This is a genomic window from Serratia sp. 2723, from assembly GCF_050434425.1.
Classification (GTDB): domain Bacteria; phylum Pseudomonadota; class Gammaproteobacteria; order Enterobacterales; family Enterobacteriaceae; genus Chania.
Genome location: NZ_JBNDIN010000009.1, coordinates 149,267 through 166,214, shown reverse-complemented (window position 1 = coordinate 166,214; position 16,948 = coordinate 149,267). Strand labels below are relative to the sequence as shown.

Below are 16,948 nucleotides of genomic sequence, written 5' to 3'. Positions count from 1 at the left end.
AACAAAAGAGTGATCAACAGTATAGAAGACGAAAAGTTCGAGTGGGTTCACATGGTTCTCGCAAACGTTTGCTTGCGCTGTTAGAATTGCCGCGCCTGGTTCCGGCATCACCGCCGGAAGCACCGTTCTCAAACCGCAAACCGTCGTGGGGATCGCGCAGTGACCGACAAAACCTCTCTCAGCTATAAAGACGCAGGTGTCGATATCGATGCTGGCAACGCATTGGTAGACCGCATCAAAGGTGTAGTGAAACAGACCCGCCGCCCGGAAGTCATGGGTGGGCTGGGCGGTTTTGGCGCCCTGTGCGCGTTGCCGCAGAAATACCGCGAGCCGATACTGGTTTCCGGCACCGACGGCGTAGGCACCAAGCTGCGTCTGGCGATGGATTTAAAACGCCACGACACCATCGGTATCGATCTGGTGGCGATGTGTGTTAACGATCTGGTGGTTCAGGGCGCTGAGCCGCTGTTCTTCCTCGATTACTTCGCCACCGGCAAGCTGGATGTGGATACCGCTGCCAGCGTGATCACCGGGATTGCCGAAGGGTGTAAACAGTCCGGCTGTGCGTTAGTGGGTGGTGAGACCGCCGAAATGCCCGGCATGTACCATGGTGAAGACTATGACGTCGCCGGTTTCTGCGTGGGCGTGGTTGAGAAATCAGAAATCATCGACGGCAGCAAAGTACAGTCTGGCGATGCGCTGATCGCACTGGGCGCTTCAGGCCCACACTCCAATGGTTATTCGCTGGTGCGCAAGATCCTGGAAGTGAGCAAGACCGATCCCACAACCACCGACCTGGCAGGCAAACCGCTGGCAGATCACCTGCTCGAGCCGACCAGAATTTATGTCAAATCGGTACTGGAATTGATCGAGAAAGTGGAGGTGCACGCGATTGCTCACCTGACCGGCGGCGGTTTCTGGGAAAATATCCCACGCGTGTTACCAGAAGGGATGCAGGCGGTGATCGACGAGTCGAGCTGGCAGTGGCCTGCCGTGTTTAGTTGGTTGCAGCAGGCAGGCAACGTGAGCCGTCATGAAATGTACCGTACCTTTAACTGCGGTGTCGGTATGGTGATCGCGCTGCCACAGGAGTCGGTAGAAAAAGCCATCGCAATATTGACCGCCGCAGGTGAAAAAGCCTGGCAGATTGGTAAACTGACCGCTTCTTCTGACGAACAACAAGTGGTCATCCAGTGATGAAAAAGATTGTGGTGTTGGTCTCCGGCCAGGGGAGTAATCTCCAGGCGCTGATCGACGCCTGCCAACAGGGCCGGATCGCCGCCACTATCGTGGCGGTATTCAGCAATAACGCGCAGGCTTATGGCCTGCAGCGTGCCGAAGAGGCTGGCATTGCCGCTCAAGCGCTGGATGCCAAAGCCTTTGCCGATCGCGAAGCCTTTGACGCCGCGCTGGCGCAAGCTATCGACCAATACCAACCCGATTTGGTGGTGCTGGCCGGTTATATGCGCATTCTCAGCAACGCCTTTGTGCAGCACTATGCCGGGCGCATGCTGAATATCCACCCTTCCCTGCTGCCGAAATACCCCGGATTGCATACCCATCGTCAGGCTATCGACAACGGCGACGCCGAGCATGGCACTTCGGTGCATTTCGTCACGGAGCAGCTCGACGGTGGCCCGGTGATCCTGCAAGCCAAGGTACCGATCTTCCCCGGTGACGAGGAAGATGAGGTCATTGAGCGGGTGCAAACCCAGGAACACACCATATACCCTCTGGTGGTGAGCTGGTTTATCGAAGGGCGGCTGGCAATGCGCGATAACGCAGCCTGGCTGGATGGTGAACGCCTGCCAGCACAAGGTTATGCCGCCGACTGACCCGCAATTTAACCGCAATCTAAACGGTGCCTTTCACGGTACCGTTTTTTTTCGCCTTCAATCCGCTCCTGAGGTTATACTTTTGCCAGATTAATGATCTCGAGGAGAATGTATGTCGAGCACCACCAACGTCAGACTACGCCCGCTGGAACGGGAAGATCTGGCGTTTGTTCACCAGATGGATAACAACGCCAGCGTCATGCGCTACTGGTTCGAAGAACCATATGAAGCCTTTGTCGAGCTTTCCGATCTGTACGATAAACACATTCACGACCAGAGCGAACGGCGTTTTATCATCGAGCATGAAGGGGCCAAGGTCGGGCTGGTTGAACTGGTAGAGATCGACCATATTCACCGCCGCGCCGAATTCCAGATCATCATCGATCCGGCGCATCAGGGCAAAGGCTATGCCAGCACCGCCGCCAAGCTGGCGATGGACTACGGCTTCTCGGTACTTAACCTGTATAAACTGTATCTGATCGTCGATAAAGAAAACCCGAAGGCGATCCATATTTACAGCAAGCTGGGCTTTGAGGTGGAAGGCGAGCTGATTGACGAATTCTTCGTGAGTGGCGCATACCGCACCGTGCTGCGTATGTGCATCTTCCAGCCGCAGTATTTGGCGAAGTTCAAGACTGCCCAGTCTGGCGACAAGCCCCTGGTGAAGTAACTGGAAACCAGGGGGCGATGAATCTCCCCCTGATTACAGATAGGTGAAGATCAACAGGAAATCTTGTCAGTTTGAGCCAGTTAATAGTTTATGCCCAATCGACGCTAATATATTAAAAAAAATCAATTCATTATAGTGAATCATACAAATAATAAATTAATTTCCGCATTGCCATAGACTCGGATTGACCAACCGAGTGGTGAATTAGGCGACAATATTAGGTATCATCATCCGCTTCTACGGATAGCCTACAGGAACCGTCACGCTGGTTGCCGCCTGGCATCCCGCACTTTCGCGGCAAATGGACTTCAAACGGCCTGAAAAACATGCGTAATTACAACTTATTATGGTGTGTCTGGGGATTATGGGCGCTGTCCATCGTTCTCTGGCTGACAGGGATCAGCTTCACCGGTATCTACCTAAAACGCGCACTGCTCACCGCCTTGGTCCTGGCGCTGCTGACAACGCTGGCGTTTATCTACAAAATAACAAGGATGAATCAAATGCTGTCATTCAATAAGAAAAATAAAGCCGTTAATGAGGAAAAAACCCAGGAGCTTATCGATCAGCTCCTGCCTCAGCCGGTTGCTCACTCTGAGCCAAACCTCCTGTCTGAAGTTGCCGACGCCATCAAGCCAATCCGTGCCAAAAAGGACACCTTTATCTCCAATGGTGCGCTATTCACCGGAGTGATCGAAGGCGATGGCAATATCATTGTCGAAGGCCGGGTTGACGGGAACATCAGTTGCAGCCACATGGTGCGCATTGAAACCAGCGGTCATGTCAAAGGCGAGATCCGCGCCCAGCAGATCATAATCAATGGTCCGGTTGAAGGCCGTTGCTTCGCCGACTCACTGTCAATCCAGCCTAAGGGCAGCATGCGCGGGGATATTTTCGCCGACGAAATCTCTATTGAGAAAGGCGGCCTGTTTATTGGCCAGTCGCAGCTGATGCAAAAAACATCTCCTCAGGCCCAGCCCGCTCAAGCAAAAGTGACCGCACTGAAAAAGGTTGAACCTGAACAGCAGGAACAACTGCCCCCACAGCCGCACAAACATAGCAATTAAGCTCCTCGCCCGTTAACCATAGCGGCCAGTAATGTAATCCTCTGTGCGGCGTTGACGTGGCGAAGTAAAAATCGCATCGGTATCGTTATATTCCACCAGCGTCCCCTGGTGGATAAACGCCGTATAGTCGGAAACCCGCGCGGCCTGCTGCATGTTGTGGGTCACCAGTACCACGCTGTAGCGCTGTTTCAGCGCCGAAATCAGCTCCTCGATGGTTAAGGTAGAAATCGGATCCAGCGCAGAGGTCGGCTCATCGAGCAGCAACACCTCCGGTTCAACCGCGATCGCCCGTGCAATCACCAACCGCTGTTGTTGACCGCTGGAAAGGCGGAACGCATTTTCCCTTAGCCGATCTTTCACCTCGTGCCACAGCGCGGCGGCCCGCAAAGACCGCTCCACGGCTTCATCAAGAATACGTCTGTCACGGACTCCCTGTAAGCGCAGGCCGTAAACCACGTTTTCGTAGATCGATTTCGGGAACGGGTTTGGCCGCTGGAATACCATGCCCACGCGCCGCCGCAAAGCGGCAACGTCAATCTGCGGGCCGGAAATGGTTTCGCCATCAAGCTGCAGTTCACCGTCAATCCGGCAGCGATCCACCAGATCGTTCATCCGGTTAAAGCAGCGCAATAGCGTCGACTTGCCGCAGCCGGAAGGGCCGATCAACGCCGTCACCCGGTGCTTGGGAATACGCAGGGAAATATTGTGCAGCACCTGCTTGTCACCGTAAAACAGATCCAGGCCGTTGACCGCCAGCGCGGTATGCTCATCGGCAAGCTGCTGGACATCCAGCCGGGGTAGGCTGCCCGGCGTTATCAGACTCATTTGGCACTCCCTAAAAGATCCAACCTTGTTACTGCGACCATGCTTTATACCGCTCCCTTAGCGAATGCCGAATGCCCATTGCCGTCAGGTTCAGCCCAACGACGATCAGCACCAGCAGGAATGCCGTGGCAAACACCAGGGGCCGCGCCGCTTCTACGCTGGGGCTCTGAAATGCCATATCGTAGATTTGGAAGCTCAGGTGCATGAATTTACGTTCCAGGTGCAAATAGGGGAAAATATCGTCCACCGGCAGCACCGGTACCGATTTCACCACGCCAACCAGCATCAGCGGTGCCGTTTCCCCCGCCGCTCGCGCTACGGCCAGGATCAGGCCGGTCATCATCGCCGGTGCCGCCATCGGCAGCACGATCCGCCAAAGGGTTTCCGCCTGGGTGGCTCCCAGAGCCAACGACCCCTGGCGCAACGAAACGGGAATACGCGACAGCCCTTCTTCAGTGGCAACAATCACCACCGGCAAGGTCAGCAATGCCAGGGTCAATGCGGCCCACAGCACGCCCGGTGTACCGAACGTCGGGTTGGGCAAGGAGTCAGCGTAAAACAGCCGATCGAGCGAGCCACCCACCATATAGACAAAGAATCCCAGACCAAATACGCCGTAGACGATCGACGGCACCCCCGCCAGATTCACTACGGAGATGCGGATCAGCCGTGTCAGCAGATTATTACCGGCATACTCGTGCAGATAGACGGCGGCAATCACGCCAAACGGCATCACGACGATCGACATCAGGATCACCATCAGCACAGTGCCAAAGATCGCCGGGAATACGCCCCCTTCGGTATTGGCTTCCCGTGGGCTGTCGGTCAGGAATTTTTGTATTTGCTTGCTCCAGTGCACCCACTTCTGACCACTGCTCATGTCGTTGGGATACCAGGCATCGCGCACCTGGCTCAGGGCAATGGTGTGAACCTGCCCGTGCATGTCGCGCAGCAGCAAGGCATCACGCTGGCGATCGCGTTCCAACCCTTGCAGTTTGCCTGCAAGCTGGCGGTATTGGCGTTGCAACTCCTGCCGTTCGGCACGGATAGAGGCTTGCCAGCGCGCATCCAGCTTATTCTCACGCTGCAGGCTCTTTTCATGCAGGCGTAAATGTTCAAATTGTTCGTTGATCTGCGCCATATCGCGGAACTGAATATCGCGCGCCTGCCGCGTCAGCGCCGCAATCTGCGGTAAGCGCTGTTGTAACGCCTGGCTCAGATCGCTGCCGGTCAACGGTTGGCCATCTTCCAGTAAACCGGCCAGGTAGCCGTAAGCGGCGCCGTGGCTGTTACGCTCCAACACCAGTAAATCGCGTGGGGTGGTCATTTTACTGACGTCACTGGCCAGCAAAGTACGGAAGTCCTGCCCTTCGTTTTCCCGGTTCCCCACTTTGATCAAATAACGGGTAAAGCTTTGCGCTTCTCCTGGTGGCAATGCCACACCGGCGTCTTGCAGTTGCTGGCGCGAGATCGTCTGCCGTTGATACAGCTCACCCACTAGCGTTACCGGGCCTGCTGCCGTCTGATTCAGTTCGAACTGATAGACCGGGCTGGGCCAGAAATAACGCGTCCCTTGCCCGGCCAACAGCAGTAAAATGCCAATCAGCGCCAGCAGGCTGATGGCCACCGATGCCGCCGTCAACCAAATCCACGGGGAGCCGCTTTTCACCCAGCTTCTCATGGTGTCTCCTGGTTCAGCGTATAGCACTTACGCAGGCGTAAACGTACCGCCTCCGCCAGCGTGTTGAATACAAAGGTAAAGATAAACAGCACCAACGCGGTCAGGAACAGGACCCGATAATGGCTGCTGCCCGTGACGGCCTCTGGCATTTCGATCGCGATATTGGCCGCCATCGCCCGTAAGCCCTGGAACAGGCTGCCGTCAATCAACGGTGTGTTGCCGGTGGCCATCAGCACGATCATGGTTTCCCCCACCGCGCGGCCAAAACCGATCATCAGCGCGGAGAAAATTCCGGCGCTGGCAGAAGGCAACACCACACGCAATACGGTTTGCCATTGGGTGGCCCCCAAGGCCAATGAACCCCGGCTAAGCGAGGCTGGCACGCTGAACAACGCATCCTCTGCCAGCGAAAAGATAATCGGCACCAGTGCGAAGCCCATCGCCACGCCCACCACCAGCGTATTGCGCTGATCGAAATCTTCGCCCAACCAGAAATGCAACGGCTCACCAAACAGCTTAAGTTCCAGCCAAGGTCCTACGGCAAGCGCCAGCCAAACCGTTACCACCACCACCGGTAACAGCAACAGTAAATCCCAACCCGGTGACCAAGGCCGCGCCGTAAATCGGTTAACCAGCCAACTGCATAACAGCACGGCCCCAGCCAACAGGAACGGCAAGGCCAACACGGCCAGCAGATAACGCTCGATCATCGGTGCCAGCCAGATACCTGCCACCAGCCCAATCACCACCGTTGGCAACGCGCCCATCACCTCGACCGCCGGTTTGACGGCCCGTCTTAACCCTGCCGACATAAAGCAGGCGGTATAGATCGCACCGGCCAGCGCCAGCGGGATGGCGAATAACATGGAGTACGCTGCCGCCTTGAAGGTGCCAAAGATCACCGGCATCAGGCTGAATTTAGCCTGGTAGCTATCTTCACCCGAGGTGGATTGCCACACATAGGCCGGTTCAGGGTAGTTCTCATACCACAGGCGTTGCCACAGTGAACGCCAGGTGACGTCTGGATAGAGATTATCCACGGCGTAATGCTGCCAACCCTGGGCAGTCTCCAACAATAGCCCGTCGCCACGTGGGGCAAACGCCATCTGTTGTACATTGACGGGGAGCTTGTCCTTTAGCAACGGCTTGGACTGGATACTGGAAAACAAGGCGAACTCGCCCTGCGGCTGCAAGGTTGCGAATACCCGCCGATACGGCTCGGCGACCAACAACTCCTGCGTGGTAGTCTGATGGGCAAATTGCTGTATCGGTGCCAACTGGTAGCGCTGGTTTTTCTCCACGTCAAACCATTCACGCAGGCTACCGTCGCCAGCCTGGATCAATAATGCGCTCCCCCCAGGCAACGCCGTCAGGCGATAGGGAGGATGTTCACCCAAGGTTCGCGTCTCTCGCAACTGCGGCTGTGCCCCTTCAATCTGATAGCGGGCCAGTTGGTTGCCGGTTAACAGATAAAGCTGGCGGCCATCCGGCGTTAGCAACAATTGTTGTGGCGCGGCGGCCAAAGGGATTTCCGTGGGTTGGCCCTGAAGCGTCGGGCTGAAATGCCCAAACAGCAACCGGTTGTCGTCCGTTACCGCCGCCAGCAGGAAATTACCCTGGCGGGCTTGCGCCAGGCTGAGCAATATCAGTGCATGCCCATGGGGATCAAACGCCAAGGGAGCCTGCCCCAACGGAAAACGCCACTGCGGTTCACCACCGCCCGCCGGGGCAAAATCGGCCTGGGCAACCATCAATCGGCCATCCGCGCGCGCCAGAGCAAACAAGTCACGCTCCCCAACCGCCTGAGCCAATAATGTAGGCTGGCTCAATAGCGTTTGCTGTACAGGGCTATTGTTCGGTGCCAGCAACTGATAAAAATGCCCTTCCCCCTGGCGATCGATGCGATAACCAATACGCTGCTGTACGTCCATCCCGATGGCCAGCGCCGGGGAGCTGTAGCTCATTGGCAATACGCGTGAAGTGCCTAGCGAAGCCGGTTTGAACAGCGGTAAAACCGACAGCAAGAGATAGACAAAGATCAGCATCAGCGTCATCAATACCAGCAGTCCGCTGACGGTCACGGCCCGTTGTACGCCACGGTCAACGTGCGCACGCAGGCGATCCCGGGGATGTTGGTTAAGCGTTGTCTGTGCCATTTGCCTGTCGTCGGTTCCGTTGTCGGGCTTGCACCCAAAGATAACCGGGCATCTTATGTCAGTTTTGTGACGTTTGCATGACAAAGTTGCCGGGTGCCATGCTGGACGAATAACAATTTATCGCGAGTAATGCGGCAGGATAACTCCGCAGATATGTTGGACATTGCTGTCAATCTCTCGCAATAATGAAGCAGGACACTAGAGCGGTATTCGGCGATAAGTCCGATCCTTTTCTAAAATTGAACTGGAGTAGCAATGGGTCAGGAAAAGCTCTACATCGACAAAGAATTAAGCTGGTTATCCTTTAATGAACGCGTGTTGCAGGAAGCCGCAGATAAGAGCAATCCCTTGATTGAGCGCATGCGATTTCTGGGCATTTACTCCAACAACCTGGATGAATTCTATAAAGTCCGCTTTGCCGATCTGAAACGGCGCATCTTGATCAGCGAAGAACAGGGTTCGGGTGGCGCTTCACGTCATTTGCTGAAAAAAATTCAGGCCAAGGTGCTGAAGACCGATCAGGAGTTCGACAGCCTGTACAACGATCTGCTGTTGGAAATGGCGCGCAACCAGATCTTCCTGATCAACGAGCGTCAGGTGTCAGAGAACCAGCAAATCTGGCTGCGGCAATACTTCAAGCATCATTTGCGCCAGCACATCACGCCGATCCTGATCAACCACGACACCAATCTGGTGCAGTTCCTGAAGGACGATTACACCTATCTGGCGGTGGAGATCATTCGCGGTACGCGCATCGATTATGCGTTGCTGGAAATTCCTTCCGACAAAGTGCCCCGCTTCGTCAATCTGCCGCCGGAAGCCCCCCGCCGACGCAAGCCGATGATCCTGTTGGATAACATCCTGCGCTATTGCCTGGACGACATCTTCAAGGGCTTCTTCGACTATGACGCGCTCAACGCCTATTCGATGAAAATGACGCGCGATGCAGAATACGATCTGGTGACCGAAATGGAATCCAGCCTGTTGGAACTGATGTCGTCGAGCCTGAAACAGCGCCTGACCGCCGAGCCGGTACGCTTTGTGTATCAGCGCGATATGCCTAACGAGATGGTGGAGTTGCTACGTAACAAGCTGGGGATATCCAACTACGATTCGGTGATCGCCGGTGGGCGCTACCACAATTTTAAAGACTTCATCAGCTTCCCGAACGTCGGTAAGGCCAATCTGGTCAACCGCCCACTACCGCGCCTGCGGCATATCTGGTTCGATAAATTCCGCAACGGCTTCGATGCCATCCGCGAAAAAGACGTGCTGCTGTACTACCCCTATCACACCTTTGAACACGTACTGGAGCTGCTACGTCAGGCGTCGTTCGATCCCAGCGTGCTGGCGATAAAAATCAATATCTATCGGGTAGCCAAAGACTCGCGCATTATCGAATCGATGATCCATGCGGCGCATAACGGCAAGAAAGTGACCGTGGTGGTGGAGCTACAGGCACGCTTCGACGAAGAGGCCAACATCCACTGGGCCAAGCGTTTGACCGAGGCCGGGGTGCACGTGATCTTCTCCGCGCCGGGGTTGAAAATTCACGCCAAACTATTCCTGATCTCGCGCCGTGAAGGCGACGATATTGTGCGCTATGCTCATATTGGTACCGGCAACTTTAACGAAAAAACCGCCCGTATTTACACCGACTACTCGCTGCTGACCGCCGATTCGCGCATCACTAACGAAGTACGCCGGGTATTCAATTTTATTGAAAATCCGTACCGGCCGGTCTCCTTCGACAACCTGATGGTTTCGCCGCAGAACTCCCGCCGCATGCTGTACGATCTGATCGATCGTGAAATTGCCAACGCATTAGCCGGTGAAAACGCCGCTATTATGTTGAAAATAAATAATCTGGTGGATAAAGGGCTGGTAGATCGGTTATATACCGCTGCCGCTGCCGGCGTGAAAATCCGTCTGTTGGTGCGCGGCATGTGTTCGCTGATCCCCAACCTGCCGGGAATTAGTGACAATATTCAGGTTATCAGCATCGTCGACCGTTATCTGGAACACGATCGGGTGTACGTTTTCGAAAACAAAGGTGACAAACGGGTTTATCTCTCTTCCGCTGACTGGATGACCCGCAACATAGATTACCGCATCGAAGTAGCAGTATCGCTGCTGGATCCGGCGCTCAAGCAGCGCGTTCTGGATATTCTGGAGCTGCTGTTTAGCGATACGGTCAAGGCCCGCTATATCGATAAAGAACTGAGCAACCAGTATGTACCGCGTGGCAATCGCCGTAAGGTACGTGCACAGGTGGCCATTTATGAGTATTTAAAAGCTCTGGAACAACCGGACAACTAGGCCAGCAACTATGCCGCTAAAAAGCACTGCAACCAATAATAAGCCACAGGAAATCGCTGCCATCGATCTTGGCTCGAACAGTTTCCATATGGTGATCGCCCGCGTCGTTAACGGCGCCTTACAGGTGTTAGGCCGTTTAAAGCAGCGGGTACACCTTGCCGATGGATTGGACAGCAAAAACGTGCTCAGTGAAGAAGCCATGGAGCGGGGCTTGGCCTGCCTGGCGCTGTTTGCCGAGCGATTACAGGGGTTCCCTGCGGATAACGTCACCATCGTGGGTACCCACACCCTGCGCCAGGCGGTGAATGCCGAGGTGTTCCTCAAGCGGGCGGAAAAAGTGATCCCTTATCCAATCGAAATCATCGCAGGCCAAGAAGAGGCCCGTCTGATTTTTATGGGGGTCGAACATACTCAGCCGGAAAAAGGCCGCAAGCTGGTGATCGACATCGGCGGTGGCTCTACCGAACTGGTGATCGGGGAGGATTTCGAGCCTCTGCTGGCAGAGAGTCGCCGCATGGGCTGCGTGAGCTTTGCCCACCTGTTCTTCCCAGAAGGTGAGATCAGCAAAACCAACTTTAAACGGGCACGCCTGGCCGCCGCACAAAAGTTGGAAACCCTGGCCTGGCAATACCGCATCCAGGGCTGGCAATATGCCTTGGGAGCCTCTGGCACCATCAAGGCCGCTCACGAAGTTTTGGTGGCCATGGGTGAAAAAGACGGCTTGATTACCCTTGAACGGCTGGAGTTGCTGGTCGAGCAGGTGTTGCAGTTTAAAAACTTCAGCGCCCTGAGCCTGCCTGGCCTGTCGGAAGATCGTCAATCGGTGTTTGTGCCGGGGCTGGCGATCCTGTGTGGGGTATTTGATGCGCTGGCTATTCGCGATCTGCGCCTGTCCGACGGCGCCCTGCGCGAAGGCGTGCTGTATGAAATGGAAGGCCGTTTCCGCCACCAGGATATTCGCAGCCGCACGGCCAAAAGCCTGGCGGATCACTATAATATTGACCGCGAGCAGGCCAAGCGCGTACTCGAAACCACCGAGCTGTTGTACGCCCAGTGGATGGCGCAAAATACCAAGCTGGTGCAGCCACAGTTGGAAGCACTGCTGAAATGGGCTGCCATGCTGCATGAGGTGGGTCTGAGTATCAACCATAGCGGCATGCACCGCCACTCCGCCTATATTCTGCAAAATACCAACCTGCCAGGCTTCAACCAGGAACAGCAGTTGCTGCTGTCGGCGCTGGTGCGTTTCCAGCGTAAAGCGATCAAGCTCGAAGAGTTACCCCGCTTGAACCTGTTCAAGAAGAAGTATTATCTGCCGCTGATCCAGCTGTTACGCCTGAGCACCCTGCTTAACAATCAGCGCCAGGCCACCACCACGCCGGAAACCCTGCGCCTGGCAACCGATGACAATCACTGGACGCTGCGCTTCCCTACGGGCTATCTGACGCAGAACAACCTGGTACAGCTCGATTTCGAGCGTGAACAGGAATACTGGAATGACGTAGTTGGCTGGAAACTGGTGATAGAAGAAGAAGGCGAGCAGGACGCGGACGCAAAACCTGCGGCGTAACCCACACCGTATTCAGTACGTTTTGATTGAGATCCTAATGGAGTAGTACCCAGCCGTTTGTTCCCCCTCATCCCAACCCTCTTCTACGGGGAGAGGGAGCTGACCGGAGTGCTTGGTTAGCCTATGCTGCTCCGGTAAATGCGGAGTAAGAAGAACGCGGATGGAGTATGGCTCAGAAAAATCAGCGAACTCGATCGATCCCCTCTCCCTGTGGGAGAGGGTTAGGGTGAGGGGCCATGCTCTCAGTCAGACTCTTCGTCTTCCGGCAGTGGCACCATCGGCACTAGAGACGACAGCAACTGAGGTTTGCCGATAAAGTAGCCCTGCATATAATCCACGCCCAGGCTTTTCAGCGCATCGCGCTGCTCGGCCGACTCGACATATTCCGCCACAATCGACAACCTTCTCATCAGCGCCACCTTACAGATTGACGAAATAATCTGGTAATCCACCTTACTGGTCAGCATATCCTGCACAAAACTGCCGTCGATCTTCAAGATATCGACATGCAGTTCCTTCAGGCGATCGTAGGTGGCATAGCCGGTGCCAAAATCATCCAGAGCAATACGGCAGCCCAATTGGCGCAGCTCTTTCAGCGAGTTCTTGGCATAATTTACATTCTGCACCAGATGAGACTCCGTTACTTCCAGCACCAGTTGATAAGGCTCAATCTGGTATTGCCGCAAGGCATCGCGCACGTCTTGGCACAGGCTAGGGCGACACAGCGAGGACGGCGACAGATTCACGGCAAAGCGCGCGCTAGGCATCCCTTCGCGATGAAGCTCCATAAACTGCAAGGTTTGGCGCAGTACCCACATATCCAACTGGTAAGCCAAACCAAATTCATGCACCACCGGAAGAAATTCGTTGGGAGGAATGACGTTACCTTCATCATCCAGCATACGCAGCAGGATCTCATGGTAGGAATCGCCGCGAACCCCGACAATCGGTTGAGCCATCAACATGAAGCCGTCGTTATCCAGCGAGCGTTGTACCCAGTGCAACAAAGCGACCTTGCGCTTGATTTCATCCTGCACCACATGATGATCGTTCTGCACGTTTTCAGGCCGGCCGCTGGTCAGTGACATTTCCGCCAACGAGCTCAATTCCCCCAGCAGCAGATGCAGGTGTTCCACTTCTGAATAGACGCCACAGTAGCTAATCCCCAGCGGTGGATGGATTGGCAAACCGTTCCACACCAGACGAAACTTCTCCAGCGTGTTGTGGATTTTGGCCACCCGGGCCTCACCGTCGGAACCGTTGAGCCGCAACACCAGATCGTACCCCGGCAGGTGGTAGACATCCTCCCCTTGTTCCAACACCGTGCGCAGGCTGCTCGCCAGTTTCTGTTTGAAACGAATACGCAACTGCATGCCATAGTTACGGCTGAGCAAATCCAGCTCGGAAATTCGCAGGAAGCACAGCGTTGAACGCGGCACCTTGGCCAGATCGCGCTTCAATGCACGCAGGTTGGGTAAGCCGATGACCGGATCTTTCAGCGAGGCGTTTTGCGCCTTGGCATGGTCCATCCGCTGGCGAGTATGCACCGCAGAAGTCAGCAAAATACTGAGGGTGAACGCCAGCATCATTGACGAGATCATGGTCAGGTTATGCAACAGGCTGTCCCACTGCACATAACCCGGATAGTTAAAGAACAGCACCAGCAGGGTCGCCGCCCAGATGATACAGTTGAACAGGTAACCAAAACGCATGGCGCTATACAGCATCACCGGCAATAACAGCGTCAGGCTGTAGTCGGGGACCTGCATCGCGTTGGTATCTGCCGTGTGGTAGGCAAGTATCACCACCAAGGCAATCAGCACCACCAGCCACAGTTGCAGCTCGCTCTTTTTGACCGACGGTGCCATCTCACGGCTGATCCGCCCCCACAGTACGCGGGCAAACTTGGGGTTTTTAACGATCCGCAAGGCGAAATAAAACAGCTGCATGGAAGACAGGCAACCAATCAGGATGGCCTGGAAATTGATCAGTGCGTGTAGATGATTACCGCTACCGGAAAGCATGCCGAGTTCGTCCGGCAACAAATCGAGGCCAATAACCAGCTGTAAACCAAAAATAAACAACACTGGCGGCATCAGCACCAGCCAGATCAGCCGGTGTTTACCCAGCTTCAACTCGGTAAACCCCACACACCAGCGGCGCTGCGACTGGCAGCGATAGCCCCACCAGCAAATGCTCAGACATCCCACATACAACAACGTCATGATCACGTCGACTTCGCTGCTGGAACGGTTGGAATAGCGGACAAGGATAGCCAAAGCTATACCCGGCATGGCACGCCAGTCATAAACCATCAGCAGAGAAAAGCAGACCACCAGCGGTAGATAGACCAGGTACACTTTGCCATCAGGCAGCATCAGGCGTGGCGATAGCCAGCCTGCAAGCGGCACCAGCAGCAGGCTCAGCACTACAGGCTGTCCCCACCAACGGTCACGTAAATTATTCCAGAACTTTAAAATACCCATCAAGACACTGTATCCGCTAAGGCGTGATTCACTTCGTCGCTTAAGCGTTTTAAATCGCAGAAAAAGCAGGATCCGATCCCACCACAGAACCATTCGGGAACCAACTGAGGCATACGGTTCCAGCATCAAGAATGGCTGTGAATTCTATTCTCTGCGATAGCCTAAGATTTGACCACGATCAATTAATTGAGAAAAGGCTAATAAAAATCCATAAGACACTTCATAGGCCGATAATAACCTATTAATACACAACAAAAAATCAGACAAAATCCCTATCTCGCGGATTTCGAGTAACCGCTTAAAAAGTGATGGACCTAAACCCCAGCTAAATTACTCGGTCAAACGCACGGAAATAAATGGACATCTTTTGTCATCAGAGCCTAGAATTCCGTTTACAATTTTAACCAATGTTAGCCGCAGCAGGCATCAAACAACCGTTATCGCCACCATCATTTTCCAGCGGCAGCCCCCAACAGGAAGCTTGAACAATGCCAATGGGAAAAACCGACGGGCTCAATGAACCATGAAAAAGACCGCGACCGGACGCATGACCAAAGTAGTGCTGCTGATCAGTTTCATCATTCTAGTCGGTCGCCTGCTATATGCCGCCATTGCCGCTATCCCCCATCATCAGGAAAAAAGATCGCTGCCTGAACCGCAGAACCAGGAAACCCGCGTGGATAATCGGTGATTATCCTGCCCCACCAAGCGACCGTCACCCTGAGTCACTGGCACACCAAAGCTGCTGACCCTGCACCATCAGATTGATAAAAATCACGCCAACAGCCGCTATGCTCTATCTTTTAAAGATAGTCTAAAAGGAACCCGGTGTGCCAAGTCAGCGTTAAGGAATTCCATGTCCACCGCAACACATAATGTCAAAAAAGTCGCTGAGTATCGTCAGCGCATTCTTAGCCTGTTGTTAAATAATGCCCCTTTGGTTGACGGCATTCTTGGCCGCTCAGGGGATGAGAAACAACTTAGCGAAGGCGAGCTGCTTAATCATACCGCCGAAATCACCCACCTGCTGCAAGATATGCACGCCGCTGACCTGGCGGACCTGCTGGAAGCATTGCCACAAGATGAACGTCTGGCGCTGTGGCGGCTGGTGGATAACAACAAGCGCGGCCAAACCCTGGTGGAAGTGGCCGAGCCCGTCTGGGATAGCCTGATCGAAGAGATGAGCGATAAAGACCTGCTCAAGGCGATCAAAACCCTGGATGTCGATGAACAGGCCTATCTGGCGCAATACCTGCCACGTAACCTGATGGGACGCCTGCTGACCTCACTGGAGCCAGATCGGCGTGAGCAGGTGCGCGAGATGGTGCATTACGGCAAGGATACCGTCGGCTGGATGATGGATTTCGAACTGGTCTCGGTACGCCCGGATGTCTCTTTGGGGGCCGTACACCGCTTCCTGCGTCAACGCAAAACCATCCCGGACGCCACCGATAAACTGTTCGTCACCGATCGCAAAAATACCCTGTTAGGCGAACTGCCGCTGACCGCGATCCTGCTTAACGATCCGCAAACCCCGGTGTTTAAGGTGATGGACAGCGATCCCACCACCTTCCAGCCGGAAGACAAAGCCGAAGCTGCGGCCAGCGCGTTCGAACGTTATGACCTGATCAGCGCACCGGTGATCGATGCCAAAGGCAAACTGATGGGGCGGTTAACCATCGAAGAAATCGTTGACGTAGTTAACGAAGAGAGCGACACCACGCTACGTCGTATGGGCGGGTTAAGCCCGGAAGAAGACGTGTTTGCCCCGGTCAGCAAGGCGGTGAAAACCCGTTGGGCATGGCTGGCAATCAACCTCTGTACCGCCTTTATCGCCTCCAGGGTCATTGGCCTGTTTGAACACACCATTTCACAATTGGTGGCGCTGGCCGCCTTGATGCCCATCGTCGCGGGTATCGGCGGCAATACCGGCAACCAGACCATTACCATGATCGTGCGCGCGCTGGCGCTGCATCAGATTGAAGAGGGCAATATTTCGCGCCTGTTGTTCAGAGAACTGGGCGTAGCCATCATCAACGGGGTTGTCTGGGGGGGCATCATGGGGCTGGTCACCTATCTGCTGTATGGCGATCTGGCGATGGGGGGCGTGATGACGCTGGCCATGATGCTCAACCTGCTGGTCGCCGCGCTGATGGGGGTGATCATACCGATGACCATGCTCAAACTGGGTCGCGATCCTGCAGTCGGCTCCAGCGTACTGATCACCGCCCTGACCGATACCGGCGGCTTCTTTATCTTTCTGGGGCTGGCGACCGTGTTCCTGCTTTAACCCGTGTCACCGATAGGTAGATCAGAACAGAGCCAAGTTGTGCGTAACA

The 16,948-nt window shown here is 54.8% G+C and carries 12 protein-coding genes; 8 read left to right on the top strand and 4 right to left on the bottom strand.

Features of this window, described 5'->3' with window-relative positions; translation table 11 throughout:
- Positions 1-159: 159 nt before the first annotated feature.
- The 4 genes from purM (at position 160) to ABIE29_RS15305 (ending at position 3,572) form a co-directional block, all read left to right on the top strand.
- The gene (gene purM, locus ABIE29_RS15320; protein WP_024527056.1) at positions 160-1,197 is read left to right on the top strand and encodes a phosphoribosylformylglycinamidine cyclo-ligase; all 1,038 of its coding nucleotides are present in this window, start codon (positions 160-162) and stop codon (positions 1,195-1,197) included.
- Positions 1,197-1,835 (top strand): phosphoribosylglycinamide formyltransferase, encoded by a 639-nt coding sequence (gene purN, locus ABIE29_RS15315; protein ID WP_429619636.1) that lies wholly within the window; start codon positions 1,197-1,199, stop codon positions 1,833-1,835. The genes purM and purN overlap by 1 nt, the downstream gene beginning before the upstream one ends.
- Positions 1,836-1,947: 112 nt before the next feature.
- Positions 1,948-2,505, top strand: coding sequence for a spermidine N1-acetyltransferase (gene speG / locus ABIE29_RS15310; protein ID WP_024527054.1), 558 nt, complete (start codon positions 1,948-1,950; stop codon positions 2,503-2,505).
- Positions 2,506-2,831: 326 nt separating this feature from the next.
- Positions 2,832-3,572 carry a bactofilin family protein gene (locus tag ABIE29_RS15305; protein ID WP_429619608.1) on the top strand — a complete coding sequence of 247 codons (741 nt, stop codon included), beginning with the start codon at positions 2,832-2,834 and terminating at the stop codon, positions 3,570-3,572.
- Between the two features lie 12 nt (positions 3,573-3,584).
- On the opposite strand, the gene pstB is transcribed toward ABIE29_RS15305, so the two are convergent.
- From pstB to ABIE29_RS15290, 3 genes are read right to left on the bottom strand one after another with little or no spacing between them, the layout of a single operon-like run.
- Positions 3,585-4,397 carry a phosphate ABC transporter ATP-binding protein PstB gene (pstB, locus tag ABIE29_RS15300; protein ID WP_429619607.1) on the bottom strand — a complete coding sequence of 271 codons (813 nt, stop codon included), beginning with the start codon at positions 4,395-4,397 and terminating at the stop codon, positions 3,585-3,587.
- A 28-nt stretch (positions 4,398-4,425) separates the two neighbouring features.
- Positions 4,426-6,078: a phosphate ABC transporter permease PstA gene (gene pstA / locus ABIE29_RS15295; RefSeq protein WP_429619606.1), complete on the bottom strand. Its 1,653-nt coding sequence runs from the start codon at positions 6,076-6,078 to the stop codon at positions 4,426-4,428.
- Complete coding sequence (locus tag ABIE29_RS15290) at positions 6,075-8,234, bottom strand: ABC transporter permease subunit (protein WP_429619605.1); 2,160 nt, start codon at positions 8,232-8,234, stop codon at positions 6,075-6,077. The genes pstA and ABIE29_RS15290 overlap by 4 nt, the downstream gene beginning before the upstream one ends.
- A 255-nt stretch (positions 8,235-8,489) precedes the next feature.
- Here ABIE29_RS15290 and ppk1 point away from each other — a divergent pair, with 255 nt between their 5' ends.
- Positions 8,490-10,553, top strand: a complete 2,064-nt coding sequence (ppk1, locus tag ABIE29_RS15285) for a polyphosphate kinase 1 (protein WP_021807129.1) — start codon at positions 8,490-8,492, stop codon at positions 10,551-10,553.
- A 10-nt stretch (positions 10,554-10,563) separates the two neighbouring features.
- Positions 10,564-12,123, top strand: a complete 1,560-nt coding sequence (ppx, locus tag ABIE29_RS15280) for an exopolyphosphatase (protein WP_429619604.1) — start codon at positions 10,564-10,566, stop codon at positions 12,121-12,123.
- 242 nt (positions 12,124-12,365) lie between these two features.
- Here ppx and ABIE29_RS15275 read toward each other — a convergent pair whose 3' ends face one another.
- Entirely contained in the window at positions 12,366-14,609 is a 2,244-nt protein-coding gene (locus ABIE29_RS15275) for an EAL domain-containing protein (protein WP_429619603.1), read from the bottom strand.
- Positions 14,610-15,132: 523 nt separating this feature from the next.
- Here ABIE29_RS15275 and ABIE29_RS15270 point away from each other — a divergent pair.
- Together ABIE29_RS15270 and mgtE are read left to right on the top strand one after the other, a co-directional pair.
- Positions 15,133-15,300 (top strand): YfgG family protein, encoded by a 168-nt coding sequence (locus tag ABIE29_RS15270; RefSeq protein ID WP_429619602.1) that lies wholly within the window; start codon positions 15,133-15,135, stop codon positions 15,298-15,300.
- Between the two features lie 165 nt (positions 15,301-15,465).
- Positions 15,466-16,899: a magnesium transporter gene (mgtE, locus tag ABIE29_RS15265; RefSeq protein WP_429619601.1), complete on the top strand. Its 1,434-nt coding sequence runs from the start codon at positions 15,466-15,468 to the stop codon at positions 16,897-16,899.
- Positions 16,900-16,948 lie beyond the last annotated feature (49 nt).